This window comes from Rhodanobacter sp. L36 (assembly GCF_009765755.1).
Classification (GTDB): Bacteria; Pseudomonadota; Gammaproteobacteria; order Xanthomonadales; family Rhodanobacteraceae; genus Rhodanobacter.
This window is the reverse complement of sequence record NZ_LMUV01000011.1, coordinates 984,872-1,004,052: the sequence shown is the minus strand read 5'-3', so window position 1 is coordinate 1,004,052 and position 19,181 is coordinate 984,872. Positions and strand designations below refer to the sequence as shown.

The window sequence follows — 19,181 nt, the reverse complement described above, 5'->3', positions numbered from 1 at the left end:
ACGGAGGTGGCGGTGCATAACATGCCGCACGAAGATGATAAGCGCGGGAACGGCGGAGCAAAGAACACGATGTCGGACGTCACGATCAAACAACTCGCCCAGGTTCTGGGCATGCCGGTCGACAGGCTGCTTTCGCAGCTTGGCGAGGCGGGCATGAAATTCTCCGACCAGGAGCAAGTCATCAGCAGCACCGAAAAGGTGAAATTGCTGGGCTTCCTGCGTCGCACGCACGGCAAGACCGAAACCGCCGCCGAGGTCGATGACAGCGCTCCGCGCCAGATCACCCTCAAGCGGCGCACGGTCGGCGAACTCAAGGTCGCCACGCCAGGTGCGCGCGGAACAGCAGGTACGGCCAAGACCGTCAACGTCGAAGTACGCGCCAAGCGAACCTACGTCAAGCGCAGCGTGATCGCCGAAGAAGCGAATGCCGAACCCGAGCGCGAGGACGCCGTGCGCAAGTTGCAGGAATCGCAACAGCAGCGCGAGCAGGAAGACCAGGATCGCCTGGATACGGATCGTCGCAAGCAGGAAGAGGCGCAGCAGCGCGCCCACGACGAGCAGCAGAAGCAGCACGAGAAGGAACAGCGCCATCAGGCCGCGGTCGCCGCTGCGGAACCCGAGGACAATGGCGATGTTGCCGACGTCGTCGAAGAAGCTCCGGCGGATGTCGTTGCCGACAAGCCGGTCGATCCATCCGGCGTGCAGCGCATGGACACACGCGAGCTGGGCATGATCCTGCCGCGCATCCACGAGCCACGCAAACGCGAGAAGCTGGTCAAGCCGGCTCCCGCGCCTGCGCCCGCACCGGCCGTCGTTGCGCCCGTGGCAGCACCGCGCGCCGGCACTGCACCCGCAGCTGCGAATCCGGCTGCCGCCGCATCGTCCGGTGATGCAGCACGCAAGCCGAAACATTTGCGCGAGCGCAACGAAAGCCCGAGCAGCAGCAAGGAAGAGCGCGACGGCGGCAAGCGTTTCGCCGGTGGCCAGATGCATCTGAGCGAAGCCGACCGCGCGCGTCGTTCGTCCAGCAGCAACAAGCGCGGCAAGCCTGGTCGCAGCAATCCACGCGAGATGCTTTCGCGCGGCAACAACAGCAATTCGTCCGGCCCGCATGGCTTCTCGCGGCCCACCGCGCCGGTGGTGCGTGAAGTGGTCGTGGGCGATACCAACGTCGTTGCCGAACTCGCGCAGAAGATGGCGGTGAAGGGCTCCGAAGTGGTGAAGGCGCTGTTCAAGATGGGCGTCATGGCGACCATCAACCAGACCATCGATCACGATACCGCGGTGCTGGTGGTCGAGGAACTGGGCCACACACCGGTGGCAGACAGCCAGAACAATGCCGAAGACACGCTGGCGGCCCACACCCAGAATGTGGAACTGGAAGGCGAGAAGGTCACGCGCCCGCCGGTGGTCACGATCATGGGTCACGTCGATCACGGCAAGACTTCGCTGCTCGATTACATCCGCACCACCAAGGTGGCGTCCGGTGAAGCTGGCGGCATCACGCAGCACATCGGTGCGTATCACGTGGAAACGTCGAAAGGCGTGATCACGTTCCTGGATACGCCAGGACATGCAGCTTTCACTTCCATGCGTGCACGCGGTGCGCAATCAACCGACATCGTGGTGCTGGTGGTTGCGGCCGACGACGGCGTGATGCCGCAGACCATCGAAGCGGTAAAACATGCGCGCGCTGCGAAAGTGCCGATGATCGTCGCGGTCAACAAGATGGACAAGGAAGGCGCCAACCCGGACAACGTCAAACAGGGTCTGGTGCAGTACGAAGTCGTGCCGGAAGACTGGGGCGGCGACGTGCAGTTCATTCCGGTGTCGGCCAAGACCGGTGCAGGTATCGAGGATTTGCTCGACGCGATTTCCGTGCAAGCCGAAGTGATGGAACTTCGCGCCGTCGCCGATGGTCGCGCCTCCGGCGTCGTGATCGAATCCAGCCTGGATCGCGGTCGCGGTCCGGTGGCGACCGTGCTCGTGCAGCAAGGTACGTTGCGCAAGGGCGACTTCGTTGTCTGCGGTATTGAATACGGCCGCATGCGCGCACTGATCGACGAAACCGGCAAGCAAGTATTGGAAGCGGGTCCGTCGATTCCGGTGCAGGTGCTTGGCTTGTCCGGCGTGCCGGAAACCGGCGACGATTTCGTTTGCGTCGAGGATGAGCGTCTGGCGCGCGAAGTGGCGCAGGAGCGCGAGCTCAAGCGTCGCGAAACGCGCATGGTCAGCAAGAGCAACCGGCTCGAGGACATCATCGCCAAGATGGGTCAGGGCGTGGAGCAACAGACGCTCAACATTCTGGTCAAGGGCGACGTGCAGGGTTCGGTGGAAGCATTGCGCGAATCGCTCACGCAGATCGGCAACGAGCGCGTGCGCGTCAACGTGGTTTCCTCGGGCGTCGGTGGCATCAACGAGTCCGATGCGACACTGGCTGCGGCGTCGAAGGCACTGGTCATCGGTTTCAACGTGCGCGCTGATGCGTCGGCACGCAAGGTCATCGAAACGGCCGGGCTGGACGTGCGCTATTTCTCGATCATCTACGACGTCATCGATCAGGTCACGCAAGCTGCGACCGGCTTGCTCGGCATGGAGGTCCGCGAAGACATCATCGGTATCGCGCAGGTTCGCGATGTGTTCCGCAGCTCCAAGTTCGGCGCCGTGGCGGGTTGCATGGTCACCGAAGGCGCGGTCAAGCGCAGCAAGCCGATCCGCGTGTTGCGTGACAACGTAGTGATCTTCGAGGGCGAACTGGAATCGCTGCGTCGATTCAAGGATCTCGTCGACGAAGTGCGCAACGGCATGGAGTGCGGCATCGCGGTCAAGCAATACAACGACGTGAAGCCGGGCGACCAGATCGAATGCTTCGAACGTACCGAAGTGGCGCGTACGTTGTAAAAGCACGAGCGGAACAGGCACCGGGAACAAAAGCGTCGCGGCTGGTGTTCCCCGTTCCCCGTTCCCGTTGAATTCCCCCTCCGTCTCAATTCGACAACAGCCTATGCCCTCTCGCGACTTCAAACGTACTGACCGCATCGGCGCCGAGCTGCGTCGCGAGCTTGGCTTGCTCGTACATGCGGCTGTGCGCGATCACGGGCTGCCGTCGGTGAGTGTGTCCGACGTGGAGATCACCCGCGATCTCGATTGGGCGACGGTGTGGGTCACGGCGTTGATGCCTGAGCAAGGGTTGCCGACGGTCAAGGCGCTGAACGAGATGAGCTACGAGATACGCCACTCGCTCGCACACAGCGGCATGCGCATGCGTCGTGTCCCCGAGCTGAAATTCAAGTACGACGATTCGGTCGACAAGGGCGAGCGGATCGAATCGCTGTTGCGCGAACAGTCGCGCGATCTCAAGCCGCCTGCCGACGACAAGCAGGATTGACTCGTTCTGCATCGTCCGTTCAATCGATGAAGCGCCGCATTCCACGCATCTCTCTTCGCGAACTGCACGGTATCGTGCTGCTCGACAAACCGCTTGGCCTAAGCTCCAACCAGGCACTGCAATCGGTACGACGCTTGTTGCGCGCCGCCAAAGGCGGTCATACCGGCGCGCTCGATCCACTCGCCACAGGTCTGTTGCCGCTGTGCTTTGGCGAGGCGACCAAACTGGCTGGCAGCCTGCTCGGATCACGCAAGGCTTATCTGGCCCAATGCAGATTGGGCATCACGACCGATACGGCCGATAGCGAGGGCGATGTGCTTCAACAGCGTCCAATACCGGCACTCGACGATGCCACGATCGAAGCCGCGCTGGTCAAACTTCGCGGGCGCATTCGCCAGGTGCCGCCGATCTATTCGGCAATAAAAAAAGACGGCGAGCGCATGTATGTCAAGGCGCGTCGAGGCGAGGCTGTCGATGTGCCGCCGCGGGATGTGGACGTCCATCGGCTGGAACTGTTGTCGCGAGATGGCGACACGTTGACTCTCCATGTGGAATGCGGCTCGGGCACTTACGTGCGGTCTCTTGCGGTGGATATCGGCGAGGACCTCGGTTGCGGCGCGCACATCACCGCCTTGCGCAGGCTGTGGGTGGAACCATTTCGCGAGCCACGCATGGTGACTCTGCAGATGCTGGAACAGGCTGCGGAGCAGGGCGACGGCGCGTTGCTTAAGTGGCTGCTGCCGATATCCGCCGGACTATGCGATTTGCCTGTATTGCAGCTCGATGCCGCGCAAAGCATGGCGATCGCGCAAGGCCAGCAGATACCGTTACCCGATGCGCCAGCGACGGGGCCATGCGCTGCTTATGCCAGCGATGGCGCGTTGCTGGCATTGCTGGAACTTGATCCCGATGGTCGCGCTCGCATCCTGCGCGGCTTCAACCTTCCACCGGACCAGCGGATTTCCGCGGATGAGCCGCAGCGCACTTGTTGAAACACCGTTCACATCAGTAGAATAGACAGGTTATTTCAACGCTTTCATTCATCAAGGCGAAGCTTGCGCAACGTCATCGTGGTGACGTTGCGCAAGCTTCGCATCGCACGCTCTTATAGATATTTCAAGGAAACAGATACCCATGTCCCTCACCGCAGAACAAACCGGCAAGATCATTGCTGATTTCGGCCGCGTTCCCAATGACACCGGTTCGACCGAAGTCCAGGTGGCACTGCTCTCCGCACGCATCGACCACCTCACCGGCCACTTCAAGGAACACAAGCAGGATCACCATTCCCGCCGTGGTCTGCTGAAGCTGGTCAATCAGCGCAAGCGCCTGCTCAGCTATCTGAAGGATCGCGATCTTGCGCGCTATCAGACCCTGATCGAACGCCTCGGCCTGCGCCGTTAATCCACCGGACGAGGAGTAGAACAAAGTGGCAAAAGTAACCAAGTCATTCCAGTACGGTAGTCACGAAGTCACTCTGGAGACGGGCGAAATTGCCCGCCAGGCGTCCGGCGCGGTCATGGCCAGCATGGGCGGTACGGTGGTGCTGGTCACCGCCGTCGCCGCGACCAAGCAGAAGGAAGGTCAGGATTTCTTCCCGCTCACGGTCGACTACGTCGAAAAGTTCTATTCCGCTGGCCGCATCCCTGGCGGCTTCTTCAAGCGCGAAGGTCGCCCGACCGAAAAGGAGACGCTGACTTCGCGCCTCATCGATCGCCCGGTGCGTCCGCTGTTCCCGGAAGATTTCAAGAACGAAGTGCAGGTCATCGCGCAGGTCGTTTCGCTCAATCCTGAAGTTGACGGCGACATCGTCGCGCTGCTCGGCGCATCCGCTGCGCTGTCCTTGGCCGGCATCCCGTTCAAGGGCCCGATCGGTGCCGCGCGCGTCGGTTTTGCCAACGGCAAGTACCTGCTGAACCCGTCGCATACCGAACTGAAAACGTCCGAGCTGGATCTGGTCGTTGCCGGTACGTCCGGTGCGGTGTTGATGGTCGAATCCGAAGCCAAGCTGCTCTCCGAAGACGTGATGCTCGGCGCGGTGATGTTCGGTCACCAGCAGATGCAGGTCGCTATCCGTGCGATCGCCGAGCTGGCTGCCGAAGCCGCCAAACCGTCGTGGGACTGGAAAGCGCCGGCTCGCAACGAGTCGCTGGTCGCCGCCATCAAGGGTGCGGTCGGCAGCAAGCTGGAAGAAGCCTTCCAGGTGCGCGACAAATTGCAGCGCCGCGACGCGATCTCCGCCATCAAGGCCGATGTGTTCGGTGAACTCAAGGCCCAGGCCGAAGAGAAGAGCTGGCACGGCGCCGAGCTGTCGAAGGAATTCGGCGAGCTCGAATACCACACGATGCGCGACAGCGTGCTGAAAACCAAGGTGCGCATTGACGGGCGTCAGCTCGACGACGTGCGTGCGATCAATGTCCGCGTCGGCGTGCTGCCACGCACTCACGGCTCGGCGCTGTTCACGCGCGGCGAGACGCAGGCGCTGGTCGTTGTCACGCTGGGCACCACGCGCGATGCGCAGATCATCGATGCGCCGGAAGGCGAGTCGAAAGATCCGTTCCTGTTCCACTACAACTTCCCTCCGTTCTCGGTGGGTGAAGCCGGCCGTTTCGGTGCGCCGAAGCGCCGCGAAATCGGCCACGGTCGCCTCGCCAAGCGCGGCGTGCAGGCAGTGAAGCCGAGCATCGAGGAATTCCCGTACGTGGTACGCGTGGTTTCGGAAATCACCGAATCCAACGGTTCCTCGTCGATGGCATCGGTCTGCGGTTCCTCGCTGGCGATGATGGATGCGGGCGTGCCGTTGAAGGCGCCGGTGGCTGGCATCGCGATGGGTCTGGTCAAGGAAGGCAACGACTTCGTCGTGCTCTCCGACATTCTGGGCGACGAAGATCATCTCGGCGACATGGATTTCAAGGTGGCTGGCAGTGCCGACGGCATTTCCGCGCTGCAGATGGATATCAAGATCGACGGCATCACCGAAGAGATCATGAAGGTGGCGTTGGAGCAGGCCAAGCGTGGCCGTCTGCATATCCTCGGCGAGATGAGCAAGGCGCTCACCACCGCACGCACGGAAATGAGCGAATACGCACCGCGCCTGATCACCATCAAGATTCATCCGGACAAGATCCGCGAAGTCATCGGCAAGGGCGGCGCCACCATCCGCTCGATCACTGAAGAGACCGGCGCCACCATTGATATCAATGACGACGGCACCGTGATCATCGCCTCGGTCAACCGTGAAGCGGGCGACGCGGCGAAGAAGCGCATCGAGCAGATTGTTTCCGACGTCGAGCCCGGCCGCATCTACGAAGGCAAGGTCGCCAAGCTGATGGATTTCGGCGCGTTCGTGACGATCATGCCGGGCAAGGACGGCTTGGTGCACGTGTCGCAGATCTCCAACGAGCGCGTCGAGAAAGTGTCCGACAAGCTCAAGGAAGGCGACATCGTCAAGGTCAAGGTGCTCGAAGTCGACAAGCAGGGCCGCATTCGCCTGTCGATGAAAGCCGTGCTGGAAGACGAAGCCAGCAACGCCTGAATCCACGCTTGAAGTGATTTCACAAGGCCCGGCTCGATGCCGGGCCTTGTGCGTTTCCGGACTCGATGTTTTTGCGCAACATCCTTTTGCTAGGATGCAATGTCATGGCATGAGGAAGTATCGATGGCTGAGCAGGCAAATGATTTCATCAAGGATTACCAGACGCTGGCGCAGCAGTCGTGGGATGCCTGGACAAGGCAGCAACAGCCGCAGGCAAATCCGTTCTTCACGCCGCCAGTTGCGCCTGCTTCGGGCAACGACACGCTTGAGCGTACGCTCGCCGGCCTGAAAGGCTATTTCGATCTGATGCAGGGCGCGGCCATCGCGAGCAACGCGAATACGACGGGTGACTGGCGTCAGCAATTGCAGCAGATGTTCGGTGGCGCAAGCCAGCCTTTTTCTCAAGCGTTTAGCGGCATTGATGGCGCTGGTGCCGAAAGCTTCGCCAGGCAATGGCAGTCGTGGATGCAGGCTGCGCAGCAAGGCGGTTTCGGCGATCTGTCGGGCATCGGCGGGACGTCGCCTGCGTTCGGTCTGAATCGCGAACAGCAGATGCAGCAGCAAACGCTCGCGACCGCCGTCATGGAATCGCTGCAGGCGGCAGCACGCTACCAATCGCTGATTCAGCGTGCCAATGCACAAGGCGTGGAACGCCTGCAGGACAAGTTGACGCAACACGCTGAACCAGGCCGTCAGATCGATTCGCCCAAGGCGCTGTACGACCTCTGGGTAGACAGCGCCGAAGAAGCGTACGCAGAAATCGCCTTGTCCGACGAGTTCCGTGATGCCTATGGCGAGATGGTCAATTCGCAAATGCGCGTGCGGCAGCTGCAACAGATGAGGACCGAACAGCTATGCAAGGAACTTGGTGTTCCCACGCGAAGCGAAGTATCCAGCCTGGGCGAACGCTTGCAGCAGCTGCGTCGCGACCTTCGTAGCAACGAGTCGAAGGCGGGTGACGCGCAGGCGAAGGAAATTCAGTCATTACGCCGCGAACTCGATGCCGTCAAGCAGCAGCTCGGTGCAGCGTCGGCTAGTTCCAGCGTGAGAAAGTCGCTGTCGAAGCCAAAGACTTTGGCCGTAAAGAAGGCTGTTTCGAAACCACCTGCGAAGAAGTCGGGCGAGTCCGTTGCGCCTGCCAAAACCAAGCCCGCGGCCAAACGTGGGTCCGCAGCAGTTGCCAAAACCACGCCGCGCAAGCGCAAGTAAGGAGACGACATGTATACCCCATTGCGCATCGATCCCACCCGCGTTCTCGGCGACATCGCCAACTTCCAGCGCAAGCTCGCCGCAGGCATGAGCCATCTGCGCGGCATGCGTGAACCGGAATACGCGAACACGCCACGCGAACTGGTCTACAGCGAAGACAAGCTCAAGGTCTGGCACTTCACCGGTCATGGCAAGAAGACCTCGAAAACGCCGCTGCTGATTGTCTACGCGCTGGTCAACACCGTATGGATGACCGACCTGCAGGCAGACCGCTCCATGGTGCGCAACCTGCTTGAGCAAGGCGAGGACGTCTATCTGATCGACTGGGGTTATCCCGATGGTGCCGATCGCTGGCTGACGCTCGACGATTACATCAACGGCTATCTCGATCGCTGCGTCGATGCCGTGAGAAAAAGGCACGATCTTGAGGCGATCAATTTGCTCGGCATCTGCCAGGGCGGCGCGTTCTCGCTTTGCTACACCGCACTGCACGCGGACAAGGTGAAGAACCTGATCACCATGGTCACGCCGGTGGATTTCCATACGCCGGACAACATGCTGTCGCTCTGGACGCGCAACCTCGACGTGGACCAGTTCGTCGACACGATGGGCAATATTCCTGCGGGGCTGATGAACTACGTGTACCTCACGCTGAAACCGGTGCGATTGAATCAGCAGAAATACATCGGCATGGTCGACATCCTCGACAATCCGACCGAGCTGGAAAATTTCCTGCGCATGGAGCGCTGGATTTTCGATTCACCCGACCAGGCCGGAGAAGCATTCCGTCAGTTCATCAAGGATTTCTATCAGGGCAACAAGCTGGTGAAGGGCACACTGGAAATCGGCGGAAAGCCGGTCGACCTCGGCATGGTGACCCAGCCCGTGCTGAACATTTTTGCCGAACAGGATCACTTGGTGCCGCCGGATGCATCGCGCGCACTGGGCAAGCATGTCGGCAGTACCGATTACACGCAGCTTGCTTTCAAGGGTGGACACATCGGCATCTACGTCTCCGGTCGCGCGCAGCGTGAAGTGCCGCCGGCGATTCATCAATGGCTGCACAAGCGATCCTGACCGCAGGGAAGACGGACGACGTGCTATGGCGCTTTGACGAAGGGCGGTTCAACGCTCGCAGGTTTGCGGATCTCAGCAGCGTCGCCGCGCGTCCTCGCACTTCAGTCCCCGTCCCTTACATAAATAAGCAGATGACTCCCAGCAATTCCTCCATTTCAGAAACCCACGACTCCATTCGCGCCGTGCAATGGCAAGGCGATCATCTGCGTTTGCTCGACCAACGTCGGTTGCCGAACGAGGAAGTGTGGATCGATTGTCGCGATGCGACCGAGGTGACGCAGGCCATTCGTGACCTGGCCGTGCGTGGTGCGCCGGCGATCGGCATTGCTGCCGCGTGGGGCGTTGCGATGGCTGCGCAGCAAAAGGCACCGATGGATATCGTGCTGGCGATGCTGCGTGCTGCGCGTCCGACCGCAGTCAATCTGATGTGGGCCCTGGATCGCATGAAGAAACGCATCGCTGTTGGTGCGGATGTCGATGCACTCGTGCGTGAGGCGCAAGCGATTCAGGACGAGGACCTCGCAGCCAATCGCCGAATGGGCCAACTGGGTGCCTCGTTGATCACTCCCGGTTCCGGCGTGCTTACGCATTGCAATACCGGATCGCTGGCGACCGCAGGTTACGGTACGGCGCTTGGCGTAATCCGCGCAGGTGTCGCTGCGGGCCGCATCGCGAATGTCTATGCGGGTGAAACGCGGCCATGGCAACAAGGCGCGCGGTTGACCATGTGGGAACTGGTGCGCGATGGTATTCCCGCGCAACTGATCGCCGATTCGGCAGCAGCGCACCTGATGAAATCCGGCGCCGTGCAATGGGTCATCGTCGGCGCTGATCGCATCGCCGCCAACGGTGATACCGCGAACAAGATCGGCACCTATCAACTCGCGATCGCCGCGAAATATCACGGCGTCAAATTCATGGTGGTCGCGCCCTCGTCGACGGTCGACATGGCCACCGGGAATGGCGAAGAGATCGAGATCGAGTTGCGCGATCCCGCCGAGCTGTTGAGCATGGCGGGGCAACGCACGGTAGTGCAGGGCGCGAACGCGTGGAACCCGGTTTTCGACGTGGCGCCCGCCGAATTGATCGATGCCATCGTCACGGAACGTGGCGTGATCGAGCGCCCCAACAGCATCGCGATGCAGGCGATGTTCGGCTTCTGAAATGCTTGCGATCAGGCCCCTGCGCCGACGCGATGAGCGCAGCAACGAGCGCTGCCTTGCTTGGAAGTTGATCAATTTCTAAGCATCTTTCCGACGGCTTGGAGGGCCTCTGGAAAACGCCATGTAAGTGCTTGATTTCGGTGGCTAAATTACTGTCGTTTCAGGCGCCTACGTGATACACTTCGCAGGTTGATTTCCGGTCGCTGGCGCAAGCGCTCGAGACACGGCGGCAGCGCCCTTTTTTTGTCCTCTCGGAAGCCAATTCATGGCAGAACTCGCCAAAGAAATCATTCGCGTCAACATCGAAGACGAGATGCGTCAGAGCTATCTCGATTACGCCATGAGCGTGATCGTGGGACGCGCCTTGCCGGATGTGCGCGATGGTTTGAAACCCGTGCATCGTCGCGTGCTGTTTGCGATGAACGAGCTGGGCAACGTCTGGAACAAGCCATACAAGAAATCGGCGCGCGTGGTCGGTGACGTCATCGGTAAATACCATCCGCACGGCGACCAGTCGGTCTACGACGCGATCGTGCGCATGGCACAACCATTCTCGTTGCGTTACCTGCTGGTCGATGGCCAAGGCAACTTCGGTTCGGTCGATGGCGATAACGCCGCCGCGATGCGTTACACCGAGGTGCGCATGTCGCGCCTCACGCACGAACTGCTCGCCGACATCGACAAGGAAACCGTCGACTTCGGACCGAACTACGACGAAAGCGAACACGAGCCGCTGGTATTGCCCGCGCGCGTGCCGAATCTGCTGATCAACGGCTCAGCCGGCATCGCCGTCGGCATGGCGACGAACATTCCGCCGCACAATCTCAATGAAGTCATCGCCGCCACGATGGCGTTGATCGAAGATCCGTCGCTCGGCATCGACGACTTGATGAAGTACATACCGGGCCCGGATTTTCCGACTCACGGCATCATCAACGGATCGTCCGGGATCATCGAGGCGTATCGCACAGGTCGCGGCCGCATTCTGGTGCGCGCGCGTGCGGAGATCGAAACCGAATCCAATGGCCGCGAGACGATCATCGTCCACGAGCTGCCGTACCAGGTGAACAAGGCGCGGTTGATCGAGAAGATCGCCGAGCTGGTGAAGGAAAAGAAACTCGAAGGCATCAGCGAACTGCGCGACGAGTCCGACAAGGACGGCATGCGTGTCGTCATCGAAATCCGCAAGGATGCGATGGGCGACGTGGTGTTGAACAACCTGTTCCAGCAAACGCAGTTGCAGGTCACCTTCGGCATCAACATGGTGGCGCTGCTCGACGGCCAGCCGCGTCTGCTGAACCTGAAAGACATCCTCGAAGCGTTCATTCGCCATCGCCGCGAAGTCGTCACGCGTCGCACGATCTTCGACCTGCGCAAGGCACGTGCTCGCGCGCACATCCTCGAAGGTCTCACGGTGGCGCTGGCTAACATCGACGAGATGATCGAGCTGATCAAGACCTCGGCGTCACCGGCCGAAGCGCGCGAGCGCATGGTCGTGCGTCGCTGGGAAGCGGGCCTCGTGCGCACGCTGCTTTCGGCCACGGGCGCGCACGCGTCGCGACCGGAAGACATGGATCCGCGTGATGGCCTGAAAGACGACGGCTATCAGTTGTCCGAAACGCAGGCGCTGGAAATCCTTGCGATGCGCCTGCACCGCCTCACCGGCCTGGAGCAGGAAAAGCTTTCCGACGAATACAAGCAGATCCTCGAAACCATTCGCGGCCTGATCGAAATTCTGGAAAATCCCGAGCGCCTGCTTCAGGTAATCCGCGGCGAGCTGGAAACCGTCAAGGAAGAATTCGGCGACGCGCGCCGCACCGAGATCCAGCATTCTCAGGAAGATCTCAACGTCCTCGACCTGATCGCGCCGGAAGACGTGGTGGTTACGCTTTCGCATACTGGCTATATCAAGCGTCAGCCGGCCAGCACTTACCGCGCGCAAAAACGCGGCGGCAAGGGACGTTCCGCGTCTGCGTTGAAGGACGAGGATTTCGTCGAGCAGTTGTGGGTGGTCAACACGCACGACACGCTGCTGACGTTCACCAGCACCGGTCGCGTGTACTGGCTCAAGGTGTATCAGATGCCGGACGCCGGCCCGAATGCGCGCGGCAAGCCGATCATCAATTTGCTGCCGCTGGGCGAGGGTGAGAAAGTGCAGGCCGTGCTGCCTGTACGCGAGTACACCGAAAATCGCTTCGTGTTCTTCGCAACCAAGCAGGGCACGGTGAAAAAGACGCCGCTGACCGAATTCGCGTTCCAGCTGCAGAAGGGCAAGATCGCGATCAAGCTCGACGAAAGCGATGCGCTGGTCAATGTTGAACTTACTGACGGCAACAGCGATATCCTGTTGTTCGCGTCCAACGGCAAGGTCAATCGTTTCGACGAGAACACCGTGCGCTCGATGGGCCGCACCGCGACTGGCGTGCGCGGCATGCGCCTGGCCAAGGATGCACATGTCGTGTCGCTGATCGTGGCGGCCGAGGGAGACATCCTCACTGCGACCGAACGCGGTTACGGCAAGCGCACCGAGTTGGTCGAGTTCACCAAGAAGGGTCGCGGCACGCAGGGCGTGATCGGCATTCAATGTTCCGAGCGTAACGGTGCGCTGGTCGGCGCCGTGCAGGTCACCGAAGCGCACGAGCTCATGCTGATTTCCAACCAGGGCACGCTGGTGCGTACTCGCGTTGCGGAAGTCTCGCAGCTCGGACGCAACACGCAGGGTGTCACGCTGATCAAGTTGCCGGCCGATGAAAAACTGGTCAGCGTGATGCGACTGGATGCGTTCGAGAGCAACGGTGACGATGCGGAAGTCGTCGATGTCATCGCGCCTTCCGGCGATGAGGATTCCGATGCGGTGGATGCGACACCGGTCGACGAATAAACGTTGATGTAAGTCAGTCAAAAAAAGCCCCGGTCATGCCGGGGCTTTTTTATCTCAAGGCAACGCCGCAATGGAACATGTAACTACCGAGAGAACAAATCAGGCGTCGATCACCGCCAGCATGGCCTCGGCAGTCGATACGCGGAGTTCTCCCGGCGCTTCGATCTGCAGTGATCGCACGACGCCATCTTCTGCATACAACGCAGAGCGTCGCGTGCGCAGACCCATGCCGAACGCGGTGCCATCCAGTTCGAGGCCGAGTGCGCGAGTGAAGTTGGCGTTGCCGTCCGCGAGCATCAACAATCCTGCGGGAACCTTCAACGATGCGGCCCACGCCTGCATCACGTAGGCGTCGTTCACCGCGAGGCACATGACGGTGATACCACGTTTCTGCAAGGCGTCATGGTTCGCGATGTAACCCGGCAGATGCTTGTTGGAACACGTCGGCGTGAATGCTCCGGGCACGCCGAACATCAGAACTTTTCTCCTGGCAAACAGCTCGACTGCGTGGCGCTGTTGCATGTCGACATCGATGACCTGAATGGGCGCGTCTGGAATGGATTGGCCGGGCTGAATGCTCATGCGTTTCTGGTGCCTGTGAAAGAGGGGCTGCGACATGCTAGTCGCGCAGTGTTGCGCTGTCGCCTTGAATCGCCGGCAACAGCACCTATTTTGTTCTGCAGGCGGTGATGGCACCGCAACCCATTCGAGGAAACAACCATGAGTCTTGGTCGTCACACCATCTGGAACAGCAACGGATTTTCCGGCGACATCCGGCAGACTTTCGATCGGTTCCTGCAAGCCGGTGCGTCCGACGCGGCGCGCAACGCCGATAGCCAGTGGGCGCCGCGCGTCGATATTCGTGAAGACGAACAGCGCTTCGTGATCCTTGCGGACATCCCCGGCATCGATCCTGCCCAGATCGACGTGAGCATGGATAAAGGCGTGCTCAGCATCAAGGGTCAGCGCGACGTGGCAACCGATGCACAAGACGGAAAATTCACCCGCGTCGAGCGCGCTCGCGGTGCGTTCCATCGGTATTTCTCGTTGCCGGACAGCGCCGACGCAGAAGGCATCACCGCCAACGGAAAGTTCGGCGTACTGGAAATCGTCATACCGAAGAAGGCGCAAGCAACGCCGCGACGCATTACCATCAACGCCGCCCACTAAGCATCACGCAGTTCGTGGGACATACCGCGGCGGCGCATATCCGTCGCGGGTTTTTGCGTGAGTCGGGGAGTGTCCGTGGAATTCAAAGACTATTACGAAATTCTGGGCGTGAAGCCGGATGCCAGCGAGACCGAGATCAAGTCGGCCTATCGCAAGCTGGCGCGCAAATACCATCCGGACAAGAACAAGGAAGCCGGAGCCGAGGACAAGTTCAAGTCGATCAACGAAGCGAACGAAGTCCTGAAGGATGTGGAGAAACGTCGTTCCTACGATCAGCTGCGCGCAGGCGGATATCGGCAGGGGGAACAGTTTCGCCCGCCGCCGGGTTGGCAGGGCCAGCAGGGTTTCGGCGACGGCGGCGACGGCGATTTCAGTGATTTTTTCGAGAGCCTGTTCGGACGCGGCGCTGCGGGTGGTGCACGTGGTCAGCCACGACCGCGGCGCGGGCAGGATTTGCAGGCACAGGTGCAGATCGATCTGCAGACGGCGTTCGACGGTGGACGCACGCGGTTGTCGTTGCATGATCCCGCCATCGGCGAGCGCGTGCTCGAGGTCAAGATTCCCGCAGGTATTCAGCCGGGCCAGGTGATTCGACTTTCGGGCCAGGGGCAGGCCGGCATGGCGGGCGGACCGAAGGGCGACCTTCTGCTGGAAGTGGGTATTCGCGACGACGCGCGCTTTCGTCTGGATGGCCGCAACGTAGTGCACGTGTTGCCGATCAGCCCGTGGGAAGCGGCACTTGGTGCGAGCGTGCCGGTGCCGACGCTGGCCGGTACGGTCGACCTGCGCATCCCCGCCGGTTCGCAATCGGGAAAGAAGCTGCGCCTGAAAGGTCGCGGCATGCCCGGCGCGCACCCGGGCGATCAACTGGTGGAACTGTCGATTCGCGTACCACTGGCGGAAACCGATGAGCAACGCGCGGGCTACGAAGCGTTGCGCGAACAGTTCGAGGCTTACGATCCGCGACGCTGATGTTTTGGCCGTCCATATCATCGCCAGAAAAAAAACGGCGCCTTCGGGCGCCGTTGTTCTTCAAGCACATGTGCAGGCTCAGCTTGGCAGGAATTCCTGCAACGCCTTGACCAGCTCTTCTTCCTTGATCGGCTTGGTGACATAGGCTTTCGCACCCTGACGCATGCCCCACACCTTGTCGGTTTCCTGATCCTTGGTGGTCACCAGGATGATCGGGATATGCGCAGTGTCCGGGTTCTTGTTGATCGTGCGCGTGGCCTGGAACCCGTTGAGGTTGGGCATCACCACGTCCATCAGGATCAGGTCCGGCTTTTCCGCCTTGGCGGCTTCGACGCCTGCGGCGCCGTCTTCGGCCGACAGAGCCTCGTGGCCCAGTTTCTCGACGATCCGCTTGATGCCAAGCAGCTGCGACGGGGAATCGTCAACGATCAGGATGCGTGCCATATGGTGATAGTCCCCTGCGATTTTCGATCATTCTAAGTCGTGGCGTCGGCAGTTCCAAGCGCAACCGTTCACTGCTCATCGCCAATGCGAACCAGTGTACGGCCGAACGACTCACCCGCAAGCATGCGATCGAACACTGCGGGAAGGCCGTCGAGCGCTACTTCGTCGGTCGCGATGCGAGAAAGGTGCTGCGGTTTCCAGTCGGTCGCAAGATGTTGCCAGACAGTGTCGCGCAGTTCGCGCGCGGTGCCGGCGGAAGCGATACCGAGCAGGCTCGCGCCGCGAATGATGAATGGCATCACGGTGCTGTTGAAAGCAATGCCGCCGGCATTGCCGCAGATGGCGACGTTGCCGTAAGGCTGCACCAGCGGCAGCAGGCCTGCGAGCATGTCGCCGCCGACATTGTCGAGTACGCCGCCGAACCGCGCCGAATCCATCGGCTTGCCGCTGAAGACAAGTTGATGACGATCCACGCATGCACTGGCGCCGAGGCCACGCAGAAAATCGAAGTGCGCGCTCTTGCCGCTGATCGCATGCACTTCATAGCCGGCACGCGTGAAGATGTCGATCGCCAGCATGCCCACGCCACCACTGGCACCGGTAATCGCAATGGGCCCTAGTGCGGGCGTCTGTCGATTGTCCTGCATGCGCAGCAATGCAAGTGCGGCGGTGAAACCTGCGGTGCCGAGAATCATGCTCTCGCGCAGGCTTATGCCGCGCGGCAACGGTATCGCCCAGCGTGCATCGAGACGCGCGTATTCGCCGTAGCCACCGTCGCGCGTTTCCGACAATCCACTGCCGGTGCAGAGCACCGCGTCGCCTTCCTTGAACGCAGGATCGGTGGACGCCACTACATGTCCGGCGACGTCGATGCCGCCATTGAGCGGATAGTTGCGCAGGATGCGTCCCTTCCCGGACCCCGCGAGTGCGTCCTTGAAGTTCACCGACGACCACGCCACTTTCACCAGCACTTCGCCTGCGCTCAGCGCATCGACATCGATGATTTCGACAGCTCCGCGATAACCGTCGTCATCGTTGTGGATGCGAAAGGCACGAAAGGGAATGGCTGCGGTCATGGCGCGTCCCATGAAAAGTTCTGTCGGATGACGATCAGGCTTCGACGCTGCGGCTGTCGATCCACTTGGGCGTGTCGCTTGACTGATAGTGCGCCATCCAGTCGAACAGTTGCGCCATGTTTTCGCCGAACCAGATGTTGTCGAGTTGCTCGGCGCGCACGAAACGTTCGGCCACCATGTGATCCATCATCTCGCGCAACTTCGCGTAGAAACCGCGCACGTCGAGGAACGCGCACGGGTATTTATGCAAACCCAGTTGTGCCCAGGTGAGCATCTCGAACATCTCGTCCATCGTGCCGAAGCCGCCGGGCAGGGCGACGAATGCGTCGGACAATTCGAACATGCGTGTCTTGCGCTGATGCATGGTCTCGACGACATGCATTTCGCTGAGCCCTGCATGCGCCACTTCAAGTTCCACCAACTGACGCGGGATGACGCCGATCACCTTGCCGCCACCGGCGAGCACGGCATCCGCCACCACCCCCATCAGGCCGACCTTGCCGCCGCCATAAACCAGCGCGATATGACGACGAGCCATTTCGGCGCCGAACGCTCGCGCAACTTCGGCGTATTCGGAATGCTTGCCGGGACTGGAGCCGCAATACACGCAGAGTGTGTTGAGTCGGGACATTGGAAATCTCAGGAAACGAAGAATGAGTAACGAGGGCGCAAGTTCGAAGGCTCAGGGTAAACGAGAGGTTCTGTTTTCGCGCCCTCGCTACTCGTCCTCGTCTCTGCAGAAGCGCAAACAAAAAAGCCCGCTCACGTAACGAGCGGGCCTCCTACGTACCGACCGAATCAGTTGCCCTTGTGGATGGCTCGCTTGTCGACCGACAGCGCTGCTTCGTGCACGGCTTCGGAAAGCGTCGGGTGCGCGTGAATGATGCGCGCCATATCTTCAGCCGAGCCCTTGAATTCCATTGCCACAACGCACTCGGCAATCAACTCGGAAACACCGGGGCCGACCATGTGCACACCGAGGATGCGATCGGTTTCGGCGTGCGCAATCATCTTTACCTGGCCGATCGCTTCATTCATCGCGACAGCGCGGCCGATCGCGGCGAACGGAAAACTGCCGACTTTGTACGGCACGCCTTCGTCCTTCAACTGCTGCTCGGTCTTGCCGGCCCAGGCGATTTCAGGCTCCGTGTAGATCACCCACGGAATTGTGTCGTAGTTGACATGACCGGCCTTGCCGGCGATCCACTCGGCCACCGCCATGCCTTCCTCGAAACCCTTGTGCGCGAGCATCGGGCCGCGCACCGCATCGCCCACCGCCCAGACGCCATCCACGCCGGTGTGGCAATGCTCGTCGACCACGATGCGGCCGCGCTCGTCCAGCTTCACGCCGGTGTCGTCGGCCAGCAGCCCTGCGGTGTATGCACGACGGCCCACGGCGACCAGCAATTTTTCGACCACGAGCGACTGCTCGCCGTCCTTGTCGGTGTACGTGAGATGGACGCCGTCCTTCTTGATTTCGGCCTTGCCGAGTTTCGCGCCGAGCTTGATGTCCAGGCCCTGTTTCTTGAATTCGCGCTGAGCCACCTTGGCAATATCCGCATCGGCGGTACCGATGAAATCGGGTAGCGCTTCGAGGATGGTGACTTTCGCGCCGAGCCGATTCCACACGCTGCCCAGCTCGAGGCCGATCACGCCGGCACCGATCACGCCCAATGTCTTCGGTACCTTGTCGATGTCGAGCGCACCGGCGTTGTCGATGATGTTCTTGCCGTCGAACTTGGCGAACGGCAGTTCGATCGGCACCGAACCCGATGCAAGAATCACGTTCGTCGCGGCGAGTGTCTGCTTGCTGCCGTCGTTACCGGTGATTTCGACCTGATTGCCCTTGAGCAGCTTGCCGGTACCGAAAAAGCTGGTGATCTTGTTGACCTTGAACAACTGGTCCACGCCACCGGTGAACTGCTTGACGATCTTGTCCTTGCGGCCGATGAAAGTCGCCATGTCAACCTTGGCGTTCTCGACGGTAATGCCATGCGTCGGCAGGTTGTGCGCGATGTTGTAGAACTGCTTGGACGAATCGAGCAGCGCCTTCGACGGAATGCAGCCGACATTGAGGCACGTGCCGCCCAGCGCAGCCTTGCCATCCTTCCCAACGAAGGCGTCGATCACGGCGATCTTCAGGCCCAGCTGTGCAGCGCGGATCGCGGCGTGATAACCGGCCGGACCGCCGCCGATGACGATGACATCGAATTTGTCGCTCATGGTTTTGGTTCCTTTGGAGCGTGTCGTGTTGCTAAATCGTCAA

At 60.8% G+C, this 19,181-nt stretch carries 16 protein-coding genes; 11 read left to right on the top strand and 5 right to left on the bottom strand.

What is annotated here, in order from left to right:
• The first annotated feature begins 69 nt into the window (after positions 1 to 69).
• From infB to gyrA, 9 genes are all read left to right on the top strand, one after another.
• On the top strand, positions 70 to 2,901 hold the full coding sequence (infB, locus tag GSQ73_RS14180; protein WP_158885078.1) for a translation initiation factor IF-2: 2,832 nt from the start codon (positions 70 to 72) through the stop codon (positions 2,899 to 2,901).
• A 103-nt stretch (positions 2,902 to 3,004) separates the two neighbouring features.
• Positions 3,005 to 3,388, top strand: a complete 384-nt coding sequence (rbfA, locus tag GSQ73_RS14175) for a 30S ribosome-binding factor RbfA (RefSeq protein ID WP_158885076.1) — start codon at positions 3,005 to 3,007, stop codon at positions 3,386 to 3,388.
• A 26-nt stretch (positions 3,389 to 3,414) separates the two neighbouring features.
• Entirely contained in the window at positions 3,415 to 4,380 is a 966-nt protein-coding gene (gene truB, locus GSQ73_RS14170; protein WP_158885074.1) for a tRNA pseudouridine(55) synthase TruB, read from the top strand.
• A gap of 142 nt (positions 4,381 to 4,522) precedes the next feature.
• Positions 4,523 to 4,792, top strand: a complete 270-nt coding sequence (gene rpsO / locus GSQ73_RS14165) for a 30S ribosomal protein S15 (protein ID WP_007513234.1) — start codon at positions 4,523 to 4,525, stop codon at positions 4,790 to 4,792.
• Positions 4,793 to 4,817: 25 nt separating this feature from the next.
• Complete coding sequence (gene pnp, locus GSQ73_RS14160; RefSeq protein WP_158885072.1) at positions 4,818 to 6,923, top strand: polyribonucleotide nucleotidyltransferase; 2,106 nt, start codon at positions 4,818 to 4,820, stop codon at positions 6,921 to 6,923.
• A gap of 123 nt (positions 6,924 to 7,046) precedes the next feature.
• Entirely contained in the window at positions 7,047 to 8,132 is a 1,086-nt protein-coding gene (locus tag GSQ73_RS14155; RefSeq protein WP_158885070.1) for a poly(R)-hydroxyalkanoic acid synthase subunit PhaE, read from the top strand.
• A gap of 9 nt (positions 8,133 to 8,141) precedes the next feature.
• Complete coding sequence (locus GSQ73_RS14150; RefSeq protein ID WP_158885068.1) at positions 8,142 to 9,209, top strand: class III poly(R)-hydroxyalkanoic acid synthase subunit PhaC; 1,068 nt, start codon at positions 8,142 to 8,144, stop codon at positions 9,207 to 9,209.
• A gap of 131 nt (positions 9,210 to 9,340) precedes the next feature.
• Positions 9,341 to 10,372 (top strand): S-methyl-5-thioribose-1-phosphate isomerase, encoded by a 1,032-nt coding sequence (gene mtnA, locus GSQ73_RS14145; RefSeq protein WP_158885066.1) that lies wholly within the window; start codon positions 9,341 to 9,343, stop codon positions 10,370 to 10,372.
• Between the two features lie 265 nt (positions 10,373 to 10,637).
• Positions 10,638 to 13,253, top strand: a complete 2,616-nt coding sequence (gene gyrA / locus GSQ73_RS14140; protein WP_158885064.1) for a DNA gyrase subunit A — start codon at positions 10,638 to 10,640, stop codon at positions 13,251 to 13,253.
• 99 nt (positions 13,254 to 13,352) lie between these two features.
• On the opposite strand, the gene GSQ73_RS14135 is transcribed toward gyrA, so the two are convergent.
• A complete protein-coding gene (locus tag GSQ73_RS14135; RefSeq protein ID WP_158885062.1) occupies positions 13,353 to 13,835 on the bottom strand; it encodes a peroxiredoxin in 483 nt (160 codons plus the stop codon).
• Positions 13,836 to 13,973: 138 nt separating this feature from the next.
• Between GSQ73_RS14135 and GSQ73_RS14130 the strand changes: the two genes are divergently transcribed.
• Together GSQ73_RS14130 and GSQ73_RS14125 are read left to right on the top strand one after the other, a co-directional pair.
• Positions 13,974 to 14,423: an Hsp20/alpha crystallin family protein gene (locus GSQ73_RS14130; RefSeq protein WP_158885060.1), complete on the top strand. Its 450-nt coding sequence runs from the start codon at positions 13,974 to 13,976 to the stop codon at positions 14,421 to 14,423.
• Between the two features lie 75 nt (positions 14,424 to 14,498).
• Positions 14,499 to 15,395: a DnaJ C-terminal domain-containing protein gene (locus GSQ73_RS14125; protein ID WP_158885058.1), complete on the top strand. Its 897-nt coding sequence runs from the start codon at positions 14,499 to 14,501 to the stop codon at positions 15,393 to 15,395.
• A gap of 78 nt (positions 15,396 to 15,473) precedes the next feature.
• On the opposite strand, the gene pilH is transcribed toward GSQ73_RS14125, so the two are convergent.
• From pilH to lpdA, 4 genes are all read right to left on the bottom strand, one after another.
• Complete coding sequence (gene pilH / locus GSQ73_RS14120) at positions 15,474 to 15,839, bottom strand: twitching motility response regulator PilH (protein ID WP_158885056.1); 366 nt, start codon at positions 15,837 to 15,839, stop codon at positions 15,474 to 15,476.
• A gap of 68 nt (positions 15,840 to 15,907) precedes the next feature.
• Entirely contained in the window at positions 15,908 to 16,915 is a 1,008-nt protein-coding gene (locus GSQ73_RS14115) for a YhdH/YhfP family quinone oxidoreductase (protein WP_158885054.1), read from the bottom strand.
• Positions 16,916 to 16,949: 34 nt separating this feature from the next.
• Positions 16,950 to 17,546 carry a TIGR00730 family Rossman fold protein gene (locus GSQ73_RS14110; protein WP_158885052.1) on the bottom strand — a complete coding sequence of 199 codons (597 nt, stop codon included), beginning with the start codon at positions 17,544 to 17,546 and terminating at the stop codon, positions 16,950 to 16,952.
• A gap of 167 nt (positions 17,547 to 17,713) precedes the next feature.
• Positions 17,714 to 19,138, bottom strand: a complete 1,425-nt coding sequence (lpdA, locus tag GSQ73_RS14105; protein WP_158885050.1) for a dihydrolipoyl dehydrogenase — start codon at positions 19,136 to 19,138, stop codon at positions 17,714 to 17,716.
• Positions 19,139 to 19,181: the final 43 nt, after the last annotated feature.